This is a genomic window from Cupriavidus sp. AU9028, from assembly GCF_019795295.1.
Classification (GTDB): domain Bacteria; phylum Pseudomonadota; class Gammaproteobacteria; order Burkholderiales; family Burkholderiaceae; genus Cupriavidus.
This window is the reverse complement of record NZ_JAIMCG010000005.1, coordinates 198,979-217,632: the sequence shown is the minus strand read 5'-3', so window position 1 is coordinate 217,632 and position 18,654 is coordinate 198,979. Positions and strand designations below refer to the sequence as shown.

Genomic DNA, 18,654 nt, shown 5'->3' with positions numbered 1-18,654 from the left:
AGTTGGGGGACTGCCGGCGGACTGCCCGAGCCGGCGCCATGGCGCCCTCGGCCGGGGTCCGTCTTGTGGCTGCCGGCGCGCGGTGCGGCGGGCCAGCGTCGAAAGCGTCCACTATAGGCCGTCTCCAACCGCGTTGTCAGAAGGGTCTAAATCGACACCCTTGCCGCCAGCGTTGCCGTCGCGATCAGGTAACTTCTACATCGCAACCAACGGCGGCTGGTCCGGATCCCCGCCCTGCGCCTCGGTTCCGGCACGGCTTTGCTGTGCCTGTTTCCACGCGTCATAGCCGCCGGCAAGGGCCCAGGTGTTGGCATAGCCAGCCGCCACCAGCCGCTCGGCCAGGATCGCCGCCGACAGCTCGTTCGGGCAGGCGCAATAGACCACCACGTCGGCGTCCTGGGGATGCTCGTTCAGTAGTGCCAGGGGCGCCTCGGGATCGACCAGCAGCGCGCCGGGGATGCGCTCGATGGCGCCGTCCGGCGCCCGCACATCCAGCACCACCGGCAGGCGTCCCGCCACCCGGCGCGCTTCCAGTTCGTCCACGCTCATGCGCGGCACCCGGCGGGTGCGGCGCAGCAGCCGGCGTCGGGCGTGCCAGCGCCAGCCAAGAAACGCCACCAGCGCGCCCGCCGCGATCATCAGTGCCGCATGGCCATAGGTGCCGACCGCGTCGAGTACCTGATCGATGGCTCGATGAAAGGCCGCGCCCACCATCAGCGCCCCGCCGGCCCAGACCACCGCGCCGATGGCGTCGTAGAAGAGGAACACCGAATAGCGGGTACTGGTCATGCCGGCCATGGCGGTGGACAGCGCGCCGGCGCCGGGCAGCAGCTTGGAGAACACCAGCGAGCGAGGGCCGAGCCGCAGGTACAGAGACTGGGTCTGCCGGATGCAGCTGTCCTGCGACAGCGACACCTTGCAGATGGTGCGCAGCATCGGCGCGCCCAGGCGCTTGCCGGCGAAATACCACAGGCTGTCGGCGATCAGGCAGGCCAGCACCACCGCGCCAAGCACCGCCGCGATCGATGGGCCGGTGCCACGCATGCCGAGCGCGCCGGCCACCAGCAGGATCGGATAGGCGGGCAGCGGCACGCCTGCCTGCTCCAGCAGCACGTTCAGAAACACCAGACTCAGTCCATGCTGCTCCAGCAGCGCCTGTATGGCATTCACGTCGATCTCCGGTCCCGCTCGGGATACGAGGCTGGTACGCGGCGGCAAGCGCGGGTACCCATGGCGGGACACGTTCCAGGGAAACGGTTGAAAGGACCGCCAGTTTGCCAGCCCCCGGCGGTTCCTGCGCGTCCGGCAATTGCATGCTGGCTTCAAATTTGCTGAAGCGGGAAGCGGCGCCGGGGACTCGCGAGCCGGAGCATGCCATGGCAAGATGGCAGCACCGCGGCACACGCCCCCGGCCCTACCCTTGCCAACCGTAGTCAACTGCAGGAGAAGATGCTTATGCTGTCATTCCTCGGTACGATCCTCGTCGGCCTCATCGTTGGCCTGATTGCCCGCGCCATCAAGCCCGGCGACGACAAGATGGGCTGGATCCTGACGATCCTGCTCGGTATCGGCGGCTCGCTGGTTGCCGGCTATGTCGGCCAGGCGCTGGGCTGGTATCGCCCCGGAGAGCCAGCCGGCTGGATCGCCTCGGTGATCGGCGCGATTGTGCTGCTGGCGATCTACGGGATGGTCAGGCGCCGCAGCTGACCGAGGCGGGTCGGGCGCGGCGCGCCTGTATGCCGCCCCCACGGTCTCAGGCCGCCGCCCCGAACCGCCGCAAGACGGCGTCGATGCGGCCCAGGGCGTCGTGCAGCCCCGCCTGCGCGCCCTCGGCCCGCAGTGCCCGCAATTGCGCCAGGCGCGGCTGCCCCGCAGGGCGGCCCGCCCGCTCGTCCCGTCCAAGCGCTGCCAGCAACTGCGCGCGCCGCACATGAAAACTGCCCCAGGGGAACGGCTCGGCCGCCATGTAGTCGCGTAGCGCATTGGCAGCGCGCTCGGCGGCCTCCCAATCGCCGGCCTGCAATGCCACCTCGATTTCCGCCTCGTACAGGTCCAGGTGGCAGTGGCTGACGCAGCCCTGCGCCAGGATGCGCTCGCCCTCCTCGATGGCGGCACGCTGGCGGTCCGGGTCGGGAGTGATCCGGGCCAGAAAGCCGAGAATCATGGGTCCCGAATAGCGCAGGCCCGTGGCATGGCTCAACGCCATCGCCTCGGCCAGCATGCGGTCCACCTCGGGCCCGGGACTGGCAGGCGCCTGGCCATCCGCGCGCAGCTTCGCCAGCGCCAGCGCGCGCCTGCCCAGCAGCTCCGCCTCGAAGCGCCGGGCGCCGAGCCGGCGCGCGACCGCCAGGCCCTGCTCGGTGTGGCGCAATACCGCGGCGAAATCGCCGCTCAGCTGCGCGGTGGAGGCCATCACGTCCAGCGCCAGCACCTCGATGCGCGTGTCGCCGATCCGGTGGGCGATGCGCAAGGCCGCCTCGCAGTTCTCGTGCGCCTGCGGCAAGGCATGGCACATCAGGTCCACCACGGCCACCATCGGCAGGTTGGCGCCTTCGATGCGCACAAACCCCTGTTGCCGCGCCAGCGCGACGCAGCGGGCAAACTGCTCGCGCGCCGTCACCATCCGGCCCTGCTGGTACGAGGCGTCCCCCAGCCCACCGAGCGCCCGCACTTCCCCCAGTGCGGAATGGGCGGCCGCCGCGTGATGCAGGGCCTTCTGGTGGGCCGCCAGGCACGCTTCCATATTGCCCATGGGGAAATGCACGTTGCCGCGCAACGATTCGATCTGGGCCAGCATCTCGTCGGTGCCGGTGGCCAACGCCGCCCGATGCGCGTGTTCCAGCGCGCTCAGCGCTTCCTGGTACCGATCCAGCAGCCGCAGCGAGGCGGCCACGCCAAACCAGGCGCGCGCCTGCTGGCTATCGTCGGCGGCGAGCGCCACCGCCTGGCGAAAGGCGTCCAGCGCGTCGGCGGGCTGGCCCAGGTCCAGCATCAGTTCGCCGCGCAGGCAGTCCAGCGATTGGCGCACGCGGTCGTCGGGCGCCTTTTCCACCAGCTGCAGCGCCCGCTCGACCAGCCGCAGCGCCCGCTCGTTGCGGAAGTGCGTGGCCTCGTGCCGCGCGGCGGCCTCGTAGGCGCGCGCCGCGTCGGCATCGCCGGCCGCTTCGAGATGCTCGGCGTGCAGCGCGGGATCGCGGGACCGGTACCAGTCGGCCGCCCGGCGATGCAGCGAGAGCCGGCGCGACTTGAGCAGCGAGGCATAGACGGCCTCGTGAATCAGCGCGTGCATGAACAGGAAATCCTCGCCCTCGGGCCGCACCATGGCCTGGCGCACCAGCGCATCGCAAGGATCATCCGAGCGCCCGAGCAGATAGCGCAGCGCGGCGGGCGAGAAGCGCTGCCCCAGCACCGCGGCGGCCTGCAGCGCCAGCCGGTGCTCCTCCGGCAGACGATCGAGCCGCGCCAGCACGATGCTCTGCAGGCTGCCCGGCAGCGCGTCGGCGTCCGACCCGCTTTCCGCATTGCGCAGCAGCTGGTCCAGAAAGAGCGGATTGCCTTCCGCCCGCCGGATGCAGGAGTGTGCCAGCAGGGGACCCACATGCCGGTAGCGCGTCGCCAGCTCCCGCGCCTCGTGTTCGTTCAGCGGACCCAGGTCGATGGTGGTCAGCGACGCATTGCCGGTGGCGGCGCGCCAGGCGCTGTCCAGCAGATCCTGTTCCGGACGCACGGTCAGCGCCAGCACCAGCGGGCAGGTGCGCGTGGCGCCGGCCAGCCGCGCGAGGCAGGCAAGCAAGGCCCGCTCGGCCCAGTGCACGTCTTCGACCACGATCAGCAGCGCCTTGCGCTCGCTGCGTTGCGTGGCCAGCGATACCAGGCAGCGCTGCGCGCCCTGCTGGCGCACCGCCGGCTCCATCGCCGCAAGCGCCGCCGCCTGCGCGGGGGTGCAGGGAATGTCGAGCAGGTCGCGGGCGAACGCCTCGTCCTCGTCCGCGAGCCTTCCCGCCGCCACGGCCTGCGACACGGCTTGCGACAGCGCGTCGGCCCCCGCATTCGCGGCGACGCCGAACAGGTTGGCCATCAGCATGCGCAGCGGATCGCCGGCGCGGTCCACGCCAAAGTCGAGCACCAGCGCACGCAGCGCGTCCATGCCGTGCTCGCGCGCCAGCGCCAGGAACCGCTCGGCCAGCCGGCTCTTGCCGATGCCGGCCTCGCCCCGGATCACCACCACGCGCCCCTGCCGCGTGCGCAGACAGTCGCCGGCAACCCCGGCCAACTGCACCAGCTCCGCGCTGCGGCCGACAAAGGCGTGCTGGGGCGCGGTTTCCGCGGGGTCCAGAAAGCGGCGCACCGCCCATAGCGGAATCGGCTCCGGAATTCCCAGCATGACCAGGTCGGTCAGATGGCTGGCATCGAGCCGGCCCGGCAGCGCGAGATACACGCGGTTGGATACCACCGTTTGCCCCGGCTGCGCGTGCTCCATTACCCGCGCGGCCACGGCGACCGGGGCGCCGGTCAGCGTCATGCTGCCCCCCGATGCGCTGGCCGACAGCACCTGCCCGCTGGCCACCCCCACGCGCGCGCGCACCGGCGCGGCGCACCGCGGGCAGAGCGCCTCCAGCCCGCCGTGCAGGGCGGTGGCCACGTGCAGGGCGCGCTCGGCATCGTTGCCGTGGGCCACGGGCACGCCCAATACCACGGTCAAACGCGCCCCGAGAGCATCGGTGACATGGCCGCCGCAGCTGGCAGCCAGGGCGTGCCCATGGTCACGCCATCGCACCAGCACCTCGTGCATCTGCTCCGGGTCCAGCATGCCGGTGCCGGGCGACTCCATCGAGGCACTGGCAAGGTCGACTTCGGCGACGACGACCACCGCGTGGCGAAGCTCGGGACCCGGGGCGGGCATCGCGGCCGGCGACGGGCGTGCCGTGGCGTCCCCTGCCTGCGCTGCCCGATCCGGCATGGCGGCGGGCACCGTAGCCGGAGGCGGCGAGGAGGCGCTGTCCGTGCCCGGTGCAAGCGGCTGCGGCCCAGCGGCGCCTGAGGCGGGAGCCGCCGTCGCCGTACCGGCCGGCGTACCCAGGACACCGGGGACCGGCTCGGCGGCCTCGCCCTCCTCGTCGCCCAGTGCGGTGCCATCGACCGGTTCACCTGCACGCCGGCTGCGCAGTAGCGACTGATACAGCGCATCGGTCTCCGGCTCGGGGGAGACACCCAGCTCCCGTTGCAGCACCGCACGGCAGATCCGGTACTGCTTGAGCGCCGACGCCTGCCTGCCCTGCCGCTGGTACAGGCGCATCAGCGCCCGGTGGACCGGCTCGCGCAGCGGATCCATCGCCAGCAGACGCACCGCACAGGCGACCGCGCGCTCCAGGTCGCCCGCGGCGCGGTGCGCTTCCACCAGGCGCTCCAGCAACCCGCCGGCCAGGGCGCGCAAGCGCTCCCGCTCGATGGTGAGCCACTGGTCGAAGGCGGGCGAACCGGCGTCGAAGCCGTCGAGCAGGTCACCCCGATAGAGATCGGCCGCGGCCTGCAGCGCGGTGGCGTCGTTGCCGCGCAGATGCGTCTCGAACAGGACCACATCGGCGGTAATCCCCGACAACAGGACGCGGTCGCCTTCGGCGATCGACAGCACCTCGGCGCCTGCCGCGCGCCGAATCGCACTGAGCGCCTGGCGCAGGCTGGAACGTGCCTGCTCGGCGTTGCTGTCGGCCCACAGCAGGGCGGCGAGTTTGTCACGCGGCTGGGGCCTGCCCGCGGTGAGCGCAAGATAGGCCAGCACCGCGCGCGCCTTGCGCGCGGAAAGCGTGATGGCGTCTCCGCTTGGCGAGCGCAACGCGAAGCCGCCCAGCAAATCGAGACGAATGTCCGCCATGGCCAGAGCGCCCCTGGGGGCTTTGGTACTTGCGGTGGGAGCACTGCCGTACGGCCAGTGCCCGTGCGGGCGCGCGCTTTCGCGCAAACTGCCGCGCAGCTGTCCAGATAGTCGTTATAGACGACGCAGCGCGGCAATTCGGAAACGAATCGCGCATTCACGCCGCGCGAGCGGCCCAACTTTCACGCTTCTTTCACGCCGCGCCGCACGGACCCTTCACAGCCCCTTCCTACGCTTGGCCTTACCGGTTTCACCGGCAAGGGCCTGGCATTCCAGGTCCGTTGTATCCGCCTCGACCAAGGAAGACATCATGGAACACACCGACGCACGGCATCTGAAGGTCTCGTCCGGCAACAGCCGGTCGATCGAGCGCTACGACGCGGCGCTCGAGCTGTTCAACGGCTATTACGGCGACCCCCTGACGCTGATCGAAAACGCGCTCGCCGAAGAGCCGGACTTCATGATGGGCCACGCCATGCGAGCCGGACTACTGGTCACCGCCGGGGACGGCGCCGTGATGCCGATGCTGCGCCAGGCGCTGGAGCAGGCGGACGCGCACCTGGGGCGCGCCAACGAGCGCGAGCAGCGCCATCTGGCCGCCGCCCGTGCCTGGCTGGAGGGCGACTTCTGCCGCGCCAATCGCCTGTATGGACAGATCGTGGTCGATTACCCGCGCGACCTGCTGGCGATCCAGGTCGCTCATCTGACCGACTTTTTCCTCGGCCAGTCCAGCATGCTGCGCGATCGCGTCGCCCAGGTGCTGCCGCACTGGAATGCCGCGGTGCCGGGCTTCAGCCATGTGCTCGGCATGCATGCCTTCGGTCTGGAAGAGACCTTCCTGTACGAGCAGGCGGAAGAGCGCGGCCGCTTCGCGCTGGAAATCAATGCGCGCGACCCCTGGGCCATCCATGCCGTCGCGCATGTGATGGAGATGCAGGGCCGCACCGATGACGGCATCGAATGGCTGCAGGCACGCGCCGCGGACTGGTCGCAGGACAACATGATGGCCGTGCACAACTGGTGGCACCTGACGCTGTTCCACCTCGAGCGTTGCGACACGGAGCGCGTGCTGGCCCTGTACGACGAGCGGATCCGCTCGGGCCATTCGGCCGTCGCGCTGGATGTGATCGACGCCAGTGCGATGCTGTGGCGGCTCTGCTTGCGCGGCGTCGATGTCGGGGACCGCTGGAAGGAGCTGGCCGACACCTGGGAGGCGCGCGGCGCCGAGGGGCAGTACGCCTTCAACGATGTCCACGCGGCGATGGCCTACCTGGGGGATGACCGGCCGGCGGCGTTCGCCCGGCTGGTCGCGGCGATGGAGCGGGCGGCGCGCGGCAGCGGCGCGAACGCGGCAATGTCGCGCGACGTCGGCCTGCCGGTGGTGGAAGCGCTGATCGCCTACGAGGCGCGCGATTACGATCGCGTCATCGAGTTGCTCGGCGCGACCCGGCTGATCGCGCAGCGCTTTGGCGGCAGCCATGCCCAGCGCGACGTGCTGAACCTGACCCTGATCGAGGCGGCGTTGCGGGGTGGCAACACCCGGCTGGCCCAGGCGCTCGCCGCCGAGCGGACGGAGCTCAAGCCGATGAATCCGAGCCTGCATCGGCTGGCCCAGCGGGTGCGGGCGCTGGCGATCGAAGACGACCTGGAGGCGGCAGAGCAGCGCACCTCGCCGGTGGCAGCCGTGCAGCGGGCCGCCTGAGCGGCATCGCCAACACGGGGGTCGCGCCTTGTCGAGCTCCCTCCCCGAGTGCTTCGGCCAGGGACCGGATGCGGCGCCGCCCCGCGGTTTGCAACTCGCAGCCCCGTCCTTGACGGGGCTTTTTTCCCGCAATGTGGCCCTTGCGGCCATTGCAGGGTGGCCGGGCAATGTGCATTAGTTGTATTCTTCCGACATCTTCAAGCGGAAGCGAATGCCATGCCATCCACCCCCACCCCCGCACGGGGGGCACCGGCAAGACCCGCGCAGACGGACACCGGTGCACGCCTCGAAAGCCGCTATCAGATGCTTGTCGAGGCCATCCAGGACTACGCCATCTTCACGCTCGACCCCCGCGGCAATGTGACCAGCTGGAACCGCGGCGTGGGCAAGATCAAGGGCTATGCCGCCCACGAGATCATCGGGCGCCATTTTTCCTGCTTCTACACGCCGGATGCCGTCGCTCGCGGCTGGCCGGAATTCGAACTCGAGCAGGCGGCAAAGATCGGGCGCTTCGAGGACGAGGGCTGGCGCGTGCGCAAGGACGGCACGCTGTTCTGGGCCAACGTCATCATTACCGCGCTGTACGACGAGCATCGCAATCTCGAAGGGTTCGCCAAGGTGACCCGGGACATGAGCGAGCGCAAACGGCTGCAGGAACTCGAAGAGTCGAGCCGCCGCATGAGCCAGTTCCTGGCCACGCTGTCGCATGAACTGCGCAATCCGATCGCGCCGATGCGCAACGCCGTCAACCTGATGCGGCTGGAAGGCGTGGCGGTGGGCAGCGCGGCCAGCACGACGCTGAGCCACTGCCAGGCGGTGCTGGACCGCCAGTTGACGCACCTGACGCGGCTGGTGGACGACCTGCTGGATATGGGACGAATCACCTCGGGCAAGGTCGAGCTGCAACTGAGCCGCGTCGAGCTGTCGGACATCGTGGCGCGCGCGGTGGAGTCGGCGCGCCCGTCGCTGGACCGTCGGCGGCAGCAACTGGACCTGCGACTGCCGCCGATGCCAGTCGTGCTGCGGGCCGACTCGATCCGGCTGATCCAGGTCTTGCAGAACCTGCTGCTGAACTCCTCCAAGTTCTCGCCCCCGGCCAGCCGGATCGAGGTGTCCTGCCAGCTGGAAGCGCAGGCGCTGGAGCTGCGCGTGCGGGACGAAGGGCGCGGCATCGCGGCGGAGGACCTGGAGAACGTCTTCGACCTGTTCTTCCAGAGCAAGGCCGGCGCCAAGGTGTCGGAGGAAGGCGGCCTTGGCATCGGCCTGTCGTTGTGCCGGTCGCTGGTGGAACTGCATGGCGGCAGCATCCGGGCCAGCAGTGCCGGCGAAGGGATGGGCGCCACCTTCACGGTGCGGCTGCCGCTGGGGCTGGCGCCGGCGGAAGAAGCGAGAGACACGCGGGTGCCGGAGGCCACGCGCCAGCTGCGCGTGCTGGTGGTCGACGACAACCGCGATTCGGCCGACAGCCTGGGCATGCTGTTGCAGGTGCTGGGACACGATGTGCGCGTGGCCTACGATGCCGAGGAAGCGATGGAGCGCTCCAGCGACTTCGTGCCCGATCTCGCCCTGCTGGACCTGGCGATGCCGATGGTCGACGGCTTCGCCCTGCTGCGGGGCTTGCGCGCGCTGCCGGAGTGGCAGCACACCGTCTACGCCGCGATGACCGGTTTTGGCCAGCCGGGCGACCGTGCGGAGAGCAAGGCCGCCGGCTTCGCCTTCCATATCGTCAAGCCGGTAGAGCTGCCCAAACTGCAGATGCTGCTGGCGGTGGTGGAGAGTGGACAACTGCCGGAGGCGGACGAACGCGGGTAAGCCGGATAGGGGGCGTGCCTGCTCGCCGGGTCGGCTCGCCTTGAATGAACCCGGTGCATGGACCTGGTGCATGGGTCCGGTCCACCGTCCGGCTCAGGCTCCTCGCCCGTAGTTGTCTTCGAACCGGATGATGTCGTCCTCCCCGAGATACGAGCCCGATTGCACTTCGATCAGCTCCAGCGGAATCTTCCCCGGATTCTCCAGGCGGTGGCGAGCACCGAGCGGAATATAGGTCGATTGGTTCTCGGTCAGCAGCATCACCTTGTCCTCGTTCGATACGCGCGCGGTGCCGCGTACCACCACCCAGTGCTCGGCGCGGTGGTGATGCATCTGCAGGCTCAGTGACGAGCCGGGCTTGACCACGATGCGCTTGACCTGGAAGCGGTCGCCATGGTCGATGCCTTCGTAACTCCCCCAGGGGCGGTACACGCGGCGGTGCGTGACGGACTCGCAGCGATGGCACTCGTTCAGACGCTCGACGATCTGCTTGACGTCCTGGGTCCGGTCCAGATGGGCGACGAGCACCGCGTCCGCGGTCTCCACGATCACCAGGTCGCTGACGCCAACCGCTGCAACCATGCGGTGTTCGGCCCGGATATACGAATTGCTCGCCCCCTCGGTCAGCACGTCGCCGAGGGTGGCATTGCCGTCGTCGTCGCGCGGCGCGATTTCCGATAGCGCGGCCCAGGAGCCGATGTCGTTCCAGCCAAGGTCGGACGCCGCCACCACCGCGGCGCGGCCGGTCTTCTCCATCACGGCGTAGTCGATCGACAGCTCGGGGCTGGCGCTGAACGACGCCTCCTCCAGCCGCAGGAAATCCTCGTCGCGCGAGCTCGCCTCGAGCGCCTCGCTCGCGTGCCGCAGAATGGCAGGCGCATGCTGGCGCAGTTCGTCCAGAAAGGCCGAGGCCTTGAACAGGAACATGCCGCTGTTCCAGTAGTAGCCGCCCTCCTGCAGGAAACGGCTCGCCGTGGCGTCGTCCGGCTTCTCGACGAAGCGGTCGATCTGGTAGACGCCGTCCCGCAGTGGCGTGCCGCGGCGGATATAGCCGTACCCCGTATGCGGGCTGGCCGGTTCGATGCCGAACGTCACCAGGAAGTCCTCCTTCGCGACCTCGGCCGCCATCGCGGTCAGTTCCGCGAAGCGGCTGGTGTTGCAGATGACGTGGTCCGATGGCATCGCCAGCAGCAAGGCATCGCCGCAATCCTGGAGCGCGAGCAATGCGGCCACCGCGACGGCAGGCGCGGTATCGCGCCCCACCGGCTCCAGCACGATGGCGGACGCCTCGATGTCCGCGCTGCGCAATTGCTCCGCGGCAAGAAAGCGCTGCTCGGCGTTGGTAATGACGATAGGCGGGGCCGCGCCCGCGACGCTCCTCGCGCGCAAGGCGGTCTGCTGGACCAGCGTCTGCTGACCGACCAGGGCGAGGTACTGCTTGGGGAAACCGCCACGCGACATGGGCCACAGCCGCTTGCCGCTGCCGCCGCACAGAATCACAGGGATGATTTGCATGTCAACTCCGTGGTATCGCAAAAGCTGCAATTGGCTTGCAGTAACGGCAAAAGCGATAGTAGAATCCGGCCTCTTCGCATTGCGATGCAATTCCCCGATAGCTCAGTCGGTAGAGCGACGGACTGTTAATCCGCAGGTCCCTGGTTCGAGCCCAGGTCGGGGAGCCATCAAGCGGGAGTAGCTCAGTTGGTAGAGCGCAACCTTGCCAAGGTTGAGGTCGCGAGTTCGAGACTCGTCTCCCGCTCCAAATGCCGGTTCGTCTGAACCCGGCTATGCAATGCCCATGTGGCTCAGTGGTAGAGCACTCCCTTGGTAAGGGAGAGGTCGGCAGTTCGATCCTGCCCATGGGCACCATCCCCATTGCCGTTCCCCCCATCTCGTTTTCGTGCAGCGCCACGGCCTTCGCCGGCCCGAGTAGCGTGGCCTTTTGCCGTTCGGTCGTGTTGTCGTCGCCGCGGGCAGTCGTAGCGGAAACGCAACTTCCAGGCCAGACGCGCGCCTTTCCTTTCGGCTGACGCCGAACGCTCCACCGTTGCGGTCCCTCCGCCAGATCCCTGCTGCCGCAGGACGTTTGACGCGCCCTCGTTTACCCGCGGGAAGCGGAAAACGCCTTGACCTTCTACTTCACGTATATGAATACTTATTCGAAATACGGAAGGAAACGGAAGCGGAGCAGACATGCAAGACCACCCTACCTACTTCGTGTCGCTGGCCGACACCCCCGGCTACCACCCGGCCAACCACGTCGGCACGCTGAACCGGCGCCTGATCGGTCCCGACACCGTCGGCGCCCGCCAGCTCGAGGTCGTGCACGGCACGATCGAAAAGGGCAAGGGCGCACTGCCGCATGCGCATCCGGGCATCGAGCAGGTTTGCTATGTGCTCGAAGGCCGGGCGCTCGCCGAAGTGGGCGGGCAACGGCGCGAGCTGGGCCCCGGGGATTGCTGCTTCTTTCCCGCCGACGCCATGCATGTGTTCACCGTGATCAGCGACGAGCCGGTGAAGGTGCTGGTCATCTATTCGCCGCCGTATGAGGAGTCGCCCGAGCGCGTGCGGCGGCCCTAGCCAACGAGGCAGTGCAAGGCAAACAAAACCACAACGAGGAGACATGCCATGAACAAGCAATGGAAGCGCACGCTATCGCTGATGGGCGTATGCGCGGGTCTGCTGGGGTTAGCCGCCAGCACGCCGGCTCTGGCGCAGAACTTCCCCGACCGTCCGGTCAAGCTGGTGGTGCCGTTCGCGGCGGGCAGCGGTACTGACGCGGTCGCACGGCTGACGGCCAAGCATCTGGGCGATGCGCTGGGGCAGCCGGTGCTGGTGGAGAACAAGCCGGGCGCCAACGGTACCATCGCCGCCGAATACGTCGCCAAGGCCGCGCCCGACGGCTATACGCTGTTCATGACGACCAACACCACGCACTCGGCGAACCCGTCGCTGATGAAGCAGCTGCGCTACGACCCGGTCAAGGACTTCGCGCCGGTCGCCCGCATGGGCAACCTGCCGTTCATGCTCGTGGTCAGTCCGTCGCTGCCGATCCGCACCGTCAGCGAGTTCATCGCCTACAGCAAGGCGCATCCCGGCATGTCCTACGGCAGCGGCAACAGCACCGGCATCGTCTCCGGCGCGACGCTGGCGCGCATGGCGGGGCTGAACCTGCTGCACGTGCCGTACAAGAGCACGCCGCCGGCGATGACCGACGTGATCGGCGGCCAGATCCAGCTGATGTTCGTCGACTTCGCCGCGGGCATCGCCAACGTCCGCGCCGGCAAGCTGCGCGCGATCGGCGTCACCACCGCACAGCCGAGCAAACTGTTGCCCGACGTCCCGCCGCTGGCGAGCGTGCCCGAACTGAAGGGGTTCGACATCACCTCCTGGAACGGCGTGTTCGCGCCCGCCGGCACGCCTGCGCCGGTGATCGAGCGGCTGAACCGCGAGCTGGTGGCGATCGTCTCCAATCCGCAGCTTGCCTCGCAGTACAACGCCTTCGGCTTCGAGCCGATCGGCAGCACGCCCGGGGAGCTGGGCAAGTTCGTCTCGGCCGAACTGGACAAGTGGTCGCGGCTGGTGCGCGATGCGGGGATCAAGCCGGAGTGATCCGTTTCGCGCTGGTTTGCCAGCGCCACAGTCGTTCGCACAACTGTTGTCGTCCCCGCGAACGCGGGGACCCAGTGGCTTGAAAACCGCGATGTCGCTGAACGAAAGACGCTGGGTCCCCGCCTGCGCGGGGACGACGGGGTGGTCGGCAAGCGCCGCCGTCCTTCGCACACCCCTGTCGTCCCCGCGAACGCGGGGACCCAGTGGCTTGAAGACCGCGATGTCGCTCAACGAAAGACGCTGGGTCCCCGCCTGCGCGGGGACGACGAGGTGGTTGGCAAGCGCCGCCGTCCTTCGCCACCCCTGTCGTCCCCGCGCAGGCGGGGACCCAGTGACTCAGACCCACCAAAACACTCGATCGAGGCTCCCTTGAACTTCGAACTGACCGATCAGCAGCATGCCATCGTCGAGGCCGTGCGCAGTGTCTGCGCGCCGTTCGACATGCACTACTGGGACGAGCGGGACCGCACCGCGACGTTTCCCCATGACTTTCACCGCGCCCTGTGCGAAGGCGGCTGGCTGGGCGTAGCGATGCCCGAAACGCTGGGCGGCGCGGGGCTCGGCATCCTGGAAGCCGCGCTGGTGATGCAGACCATCGCCGAGTCCGGCGCGGGCATGAGCGGCGCCTCCGCGGTGCACATGAACGTCTTCGGCCTGAACCCGGTCGTGGTGTTCGGCTCGCCGCAGCAGCAAACCCGTTTCCTGCCGCCGCTGATCGCGGGCCAGGAAAAGGCCTGCTTTGCCGTCACCGAGCCGGATGCCGGGCTGGACACGACCCGGCTCAAGACTGTCGCGCACAAGGTCGAGGGCGGCTATTCGGTCAGCGGCCGCAAGATCTGGATCTCCACGGCGCAGGTGGCCGACCGCATGCTGCTGCTGGCCCGTACCCGGTCGCTGGCGGAGGTCGGCAAACCGACCGAAGGACTGACGCTGTTCTACACGGCGCTGGACCGCGAGCGCGTGGAAGTGCGCGAGATCGACAAGATGGGCCGCGCGGCGGTCGATTCGAACATGCTGTTCATCGACGAGCTGTTCATCCCCGAGGAGGACCGCATCGGTGAAGAGGGCCGCGGCTTCGAATACATCCTGCATGGGTTGAACCCGGAGCGCATCCTGATCGCCGCCGAAGCGGTGGGCCTCGGTCGTGCGGCCCTGTCGATCGCCACCGAGTATGCAAAGGAACGGGTGGTGTTCGGCCGCCCGATCGGCACCAACCAGGGCGTCCAGCATCCGCTGGCGCTCGCGTGGATGCAGCTGGAGGCCGCCAACCTGATGGTGATGAAGGCCGCGGCCCGCTACGACGCCGGACTGCCCTGCGGCGCGGAAGCCAACGCGGCCAAGTACCTTGCCGCGGAAGCCGGCCACAACGCCTGCCAGACCGCGGTGCTGACGCTGGGCGGCATGGGCTACTCGCGCGAGTATCGTGTGGAGCGGCTGCTGCGCGAGTCCTACATCCCGCGCATTGCACCGGTGAGCCCGCAGCTGATCCTGTGCTTCATCGCCGAGCGCGTGCTCGGCCTGCCCAAGTCCTACTGAACCATGGCACCTGATCCGATCCCAGCCTGGCAGCCGGACGACGAGGCCGGCGAACACAAGCCGACCGGGCCGCTGGCCGGCGTGCGTGTCGTCGACATGACGTCGGTCGGCATGGGTCCCTATGCGACGCAGATCCTTGGCGACATGGGTGCCGACGTCATCAAGGTCGAAGCGCCGGAAGGCGACGTGTTCCGCCATGCCGAACCCGCGCTACACCCGGCGATGGGCGCGGCGTTCCTGAACCTGAACCGCAACAAGCGCTTCGCCATGCTGGACCTGAAGCGCGACGGCGACCTGGCGGCGCTGAAGACGCTGATCGCCGGCGCCGACGTGTTCGTCTCCAACGTACGGCCCGCCTCGCTGCGCAAGCTGGGGCTGGACTATGCCACCCTCGCGCCCGATCATCCCCGGCTGATCTACTGCGGTGCCTACGGCTACGCCGACGACGGCCCCTATGCCGGGCAGCCGGCCTTCGACGACATCATCCAGGCCCGCAGCGGCATGGCCGCCTTCCAGGGCGCGAACGAGGACGGCCCGCGCTACGTCAACACCATCCTCGCCGACAAGGTGGCGGGGTTGACGGTGGCCTACGCGATTCCAATGGCGCTCTACGAGCGCGAGCGCTCCGGCCGCGGGCAGGCGATCGAAGTGCCGATGTTCGAGACGCTGGTGTCCTTTCTCGCGGTCGAGCAGCTGGCCGGCCAGACCTTCGTGCCGCCCCTGGGCGCCGCGGGCTACGGGCGCGTCATGTCGCCGCATCGCAAGCCTTACCGCACCAGCGACGGCTATCTGGCGCTGCTGCCCTACACCAGCGCGCAGTGGACGCGGTTCTTCGCGCTGGCCGGCCGCGGCGACCTGGCCGCCGATCCGCGTTACGCAACCCCGGCCGGGCGCAGCGCCAATATCGACACGCTGTACGCCACCCTCGCGGACATCGTCGCCACCCGCACCACCGCGCAGTGGCTGGCGCTGCTGCGCGACGCAGACATCCCGCACGGCGAGGTACCCGCATTCGACGCGGTGCTCGACGACCCGCACCTGCGCGCAACCGGCTTGGTGCGGGAATACGACCACCCCACCGAGGGGCGGCTGCGCACGGTGGGCATTCCGACGCGGTTCTCGCGCACGCCGGGTAATATTCGTCGCCTGCCGCAAGCGCTCGCCTCCCGTCAGCGGGAGCAGGAGCCGGCGCCACCAGACGATGCCACGCGGGCCGGCCCCGCGCGCAACAGCCCAGGATGACAGCATGACCACCGCCGAGCCCGCCGAGCGCAGCGCCGCCAACGTCAAGACGGCGCTGCGCGTCATCGAGATCATGGAGATCTACGCCCGCGAGGGCCGGTCGCTGACGCTGACGGAGCTCGCCAGATTGCTTGGGGCGCCAATGTCCAGCTGCCTGGGGCTGATTCGCACGCTGGCCTCGCTGGGCTACCTGTACGAATCCGGCCGGCGCCAGGGCTATTACCCGACCGGCCGACTGCTGGCGATTGCCGAACGCATCGCCGCCAACGATCCTCTGCTCGAGCGCGTTCAGCCGGTACTTGAGTCGCTGCGGGACGAAACCGGCGAAACGGTGATCTTCGGCAAGCTGCGCGACGACGGCCGCGTGCTGTACCTGGCCGTGTTCGAGTCGCGCAACCCGGTGCGCTACACCGCCTCGGCGGGCGAGCACCGGCAGGCCCACACCAACTCCATCGGCCGCGCGTTGCTGGCGGCGCTGCCCGACAGCGAGCGCGATGCCGTACTGGCCAATGCCAGTTTCACGCCGCTGACGGCCCGGACACTGCCCGATCGCGCCGCGTTGCAGGAAGAACTGGCCCACAGCCGGCAGCGCGGCTGGGCCCGCAACTTTGGGGAATCGCTGGCCGACCTGGGCGCGATCGCGATGCCGGTGATGCTCGGCGGCGCCATGTATGGCATCTCGGTGGCCGGTCCGCTGTACCGCGTCGAACCGCGTGAAGCCCAGCTAGCCGCGCCGCTGCGCGCGGCGGTGCGGGCACTGCAAGGTTGACCGCGGGTGCCCTCGGCGGCAAAGCCTGATACGATTTTCGCTTTTCCGGCCCGGCAGGGCCCGTCGGCTTGCCGGCGAACCGGCCGCTGCTGGCTCGCCCGCATCCGCTTTCTCCTCTCGTCGCCATGACACCGACTGATTCCGCTGCTTCCGCCGCCTCCGCAAATTCCGCCAACGGCCCCCGGAGCGATCCGGCCCTCGCCGAATACCTGGCCTTCGCGCACGAGCTGGCCGATGCGGCGGCATCCTGCACGCTGCCCCTGTTCCGCTCGCGCATGGCGGTGGACGACAAGAGCGCGGGCCGCGACGTCGCGCAGCCCGCGCTGCGCTACGACCCGGTGACCGAAGCCGACCGCCGCGCCGAAGCGGCGATGCGCGAGCGCATCGCGGCGCGCTATCCCCAGCACGGCATCCTCGGCGAGGAACACGGGCGCGTCGCAGGGCAGACGCCGTGGACCTGGGTGCTCGATCCGGTCGACGGCACCCGCGCCTTCATCTCGGGCCTGCCGCTGTGGGGCACGCTGATCGCGCTGAACGATGGCACGCGACCGGTGCTCGGCATCATGGACCAGCCCTTCACCGGCGAGCGCTTCCATGGCGATGGCCGCGCGGCCATGCTGCGGCGCGCCGGGCACGAAGAGCGGCTGTCCAGCAGTGCGTGCGAAACGCTGGCCGATGCCACCGTGATGTGTACCACTCCGCAGATGTATGCCGACGAGGCCGACTGGAACGCCTTCCAGCGGGTCGCGCAGCAGGCACGCCTGCTGCGCTATGGCGGCGACTGCTACGCCTATTGCATGGTGGCGGCCGGGCACGTCGACGCCGTGGTGGAAGCCGGGCTGCAACCCTACGATGTGCAGGCGCTGATCCCGATCATCGAGGGCGCCGGCGGCGTGATGACCGACTGGAACGGTGGCGACGCCCAGCAAGGGGGACGCGTGGTGGCGAGCGCCAACCCGCGCCTGCATGCGCGTATCCTGGCCACGCTGCGTGCCGGCAGCTGATCCAGCCGCCATGACTGCGCGCAAGCCGTCCGTGCCGGGCACGGGCCCTTCTACTGCGGCCGCACCGGTGCGGCTCGACGCCCCGGCCCGCCCGCAGGGGCTGGAGCGCTATGCCGGCGATCCCAATTTCATGCTGTCGCTGGCGCGCGGGCTGACGGTGCTGGAGGCCTTCTCGGAGCGCAAGCGTCCGCTCACCATCGCCCAGGTGGCCCAGCGTACGGGGCTGTCCCGCGCCTCGGTGCGCCGTTGCCTCTATACGCTGGAGCAGCTGGGCTACGTCAGCCAGGAGGACGGCCGCTTCGCGTTGCGCCCGCGGGTATTGCACCTCGGGCACGCCTATTTCTCCTCCACGGCGCTGGTGGCGCAGGCTCAGCCCATCCTCGACCAGCTCAGCCGCACGCTGAACGAAACCTGCGCGCTGGCGATCCTCGAGGACACCGACATCCTCTATCTGGCGCGTTCGGAAGTGCGCCGCGTACTGACCCACGCGCTCGGCATGGGCAGCCGGCTGCCCGCCTTCTGCACGTCCGTGGGCCGGGTGCTGCTGGCGGACCTCGATCAGGCGGCGCAGGACGCCTATTTCAGCCGCGCCGATCTTCATCCCCGCACCGTGCAGACCAAGGTCACCCGCGCCGAGCTCGAGCGCTGCTTCGTCCAGGCCCGCAATGACGGCTATGTGATCGTGGACGAGGAGCTGGAGCCGGGTCTGCGCGCGATCGCGGTACCAGTGCCGGACGAGAGTGGGCGCGCGGTGGCCGGGATCAGCGTCAGCGTGCGCGTCGGCGAAGTCGATGAGCCGGACATGGTGCGGCGCCTGCTGCCGGCCATGCGCGAAGCCTCTGCCGCAATGGCTCGCCTCATTACTGGCTGAGCGCTGCCAATTCCACGTGAAGCAATCCCGCCTTTGGTGCGGATTGCATGGCGCCGCCGGAAAATTTCCCGAATTGGATGTATCGGGGATCACTGCATCCCCGATTTATTTTCGGTACGTGTGCGGGAAATGTGCGCGAAATGTGCGCGCAACCGGCACGCAACAGGCGCATGAGCCGGCACTCTTCTGTGATGTCGTGCGTTTCCCGTGACCTTCGCGAGGTGCCGGCATTTGTGC

The 18,654-nt window shown here is 69.0% G+C and carries 13 protein-coding genes and 3 tRNA genes; 13 read left to right on the top strand and 3 right to left on the bottom strand.

The features are described 5' to 3' along the window. Nucleotides 1–195 precede the first annotated feature (195 nt). Entirely contained in the window at nt 196–1,170 is a 975-nt protein-coding gene (locus K6V06_RS08160) for a DedA family protein/thiosulfate sulfurtransferase GlpE (protein WP_222241923.1), read from the bottom strand. Nucleotides 1,171–1,455: 285 nt separating this feature from the next. Here K6V06_RS08160 and K6V06_RS08155 point away from each other — a divergent pair, with 285 nt between their 5' ends. After that, the gene (locus K6V06_RS08155; protein ID WP_222242042.1) at nt 1,456–1,707 is read left to right on the top strand and encodes a GlsB/YeaQ/YmgE family stress response membrane protein; all 252 of its coding nucleotides are present in this window, start codon (nt 1,456–1,458) and stop codon (nt 1,705–1,707) included. Nucleotides 1,708–1,753: 46 nt separating this feature from the next. Here K6V06_RS08155 and K6V06_RS08150 read toward each other — a convergent pair whose 3' ends face one another. Next, complete coding sequence (locus tag K6V06_RS08150; RefSeq protein ID WP_255581698.1) at nt 1,754–5,872, bottom strand: BTAD domain-containing putative transcriptional regulator; 4,119 nt, start codon at nt 5,870–5,872, stop codon at nt 1,754–1,756. A gap of 310 nt (nt 5,873–6,182) precedes the next feature. Between K6V06_RS08150 and K6V06_RS08140 the strand changes: the two genes are divergently transcribed. After that, on the top strand, nt 6,183–7,574 hold the full coding sequence (locus tag K6V06_RS08140) for a tetratricopeptide repeat protein (RefSeq protein WP_255581697.1): 1,392 nt from the start codon (nt 6,183–6,185) through the stop codon (nt 7,572–7,574). A 216-nt stretch (nt 7,575–7,790) separates the two neighbouring features. Next, nucleotides 7,791–9,386, top strand: coding sequence for an ATP-binding protein (locus tag K6V06_RS08135; protein WP_222241921.1), 1,596 nt, complete (start codon nt 7,791–7,793; stop codon nt 9,384–9,386). A gap of 93 nt (nt 9,387–9,479) precedes the next feature. Here K6V06_RS08135 and K6V06_RS08130 read toward each other — a convergent pair whose 3' ends face one another. Further along, the gene (locus K6V06_RS08130; RefSeq protein ID WP_222241919.1) at nt 9,480–10,898 is read right to left on the bottom strand and encodes a mannose-1-phosphate guanylyltransferase/mannose-6-phosphate isomerase; all 1,419 of its coding nucleotides are present in this window, start codon (nt 10,896–10,898) and stop codon (nt 9,480–9,482) included. Nucleotides 10,899–10,989: 91 nt separating this feature from the next. Here K6V06_RS08130 and K6V06_RS08125 point away from each other — a divergent pair. The 10 genes from K6V06_RS08125 to K6V06_RS08080 all read left to right on the top strand — a co-directional run bounded on the left by K6V06_RS08125 (nt 10,990) and on the right by K6V06_RS08080 (nt 18,417). Next, a tRNA-Asn gene (locus K6V06_RS08125) sits at nt 10,990–11,065 on the top strand. Nucleotides 11,066–11,069: 4 nt separating this feature from the next. Continuing rightward, a tRNA-Gly gene (locus tag K6V06_RS08120) sits at nt 11,070–11,145 on the top strand. A gap of 32 nt (nt 11,146–11,177) precedes the next feature. After that, nucleotides 11,178–11,252, top strand: a tRNA-Thr gene (locus K6V06_RS08115). A 324-nt stretch (nt 11,253–11,576) separates the two neighbouring features. Beyond that, nucleotides 11,577–11,963 carry a cupin domain-containing protein gene (locus tag K6V06_RS08110; protein ID WP_222241917.1) on the top strand — a complete coding sequence of 129 codons (387 nt, stop codon included), beginning with the start codon at nt 11,577–11,579 and terminating at the stop codon, nt 11,961–11,963. A gap of 81 nt (nt 11,964–12,044) precedes the next feature. Continuing rightward, nucleotides 12,045–12,995: a tripartite tricarboxylate transporter substrate binding protein gene (locus tag K6V06_RS08105; RefSeq protein ID WP_222242038.1), complete on the top strand. Its 951-nt coding sequence runs from the start codon at nt 12,045–12,047 to the stop codon at nt 12,993–12,995. A gap of 369 nt (nt 12,996–13,364) precedes the next feature. After that, nucleotides 13,365–14,531 (top strand): acyl-CoA dehydrogenase family protein, encoded by a 1,167-nt coding sequence (locus K6V06_RS08100; protein ID WP_222241915.1) that lies wholly within the window; start codon nt 13,365–13,367, stop codon nt 14,529–14,531. A gap of 3 nt (nt 14,532–14,534) precedes the next feature. After that, on the top strand, nt 14,535–15,773 hold the full coding sequence (locus K6V06_RS08095; protein ID WP_222241913.1) for a CaiB/BaiF CoA-transferase family protein: 1,239 nt from the start codon (nt 14,535–14,537) through the stop codon (nt 15,771–15,773). Nucleotides 15,774–15,777: 4 nt separating this feature from the next. Then, complete coding sequence (locus K6V06_RS08090; RefSeq protein WP_222241911.1) at nt 15,778–16,542, top strand: IclR family transcriptional regulator; 765 nt, start codon at nt 15,778–15,780, stop codon at nt 16,540–16,542. A gap of 125 nt (nt 16,543–16,667) precedes the next feature. Further along, nucleotides 16,668–17,546 carry a histidinol-phosphatase gene (gene hisN, locus K6V06_RS08085; RefSeq protein WP_222241908.1) on the top strand — a complete coding sequence of 293 codons (879 nt, stop codon included), beginning with the start codon at nt 16,668–16,670 and terminating at the stop codon, nt 17,544–17,546. A gap of 130 nt (nt 17,547–17,676) precedes the next feature. After that, nucleotides 17,677–18,417, top strand: coding sequence for an IclR family transcriptional regulator C-terminal domain-containing protein (locus tag K6V06_RS08080; protein ID WP_222242036.1), 741 nt, complete (start codon nt 17,677–17,679; stop codon nt 18,415–18,417). Nucleotides 18,418–18,654: the final 237 nt, after the last annotated feature.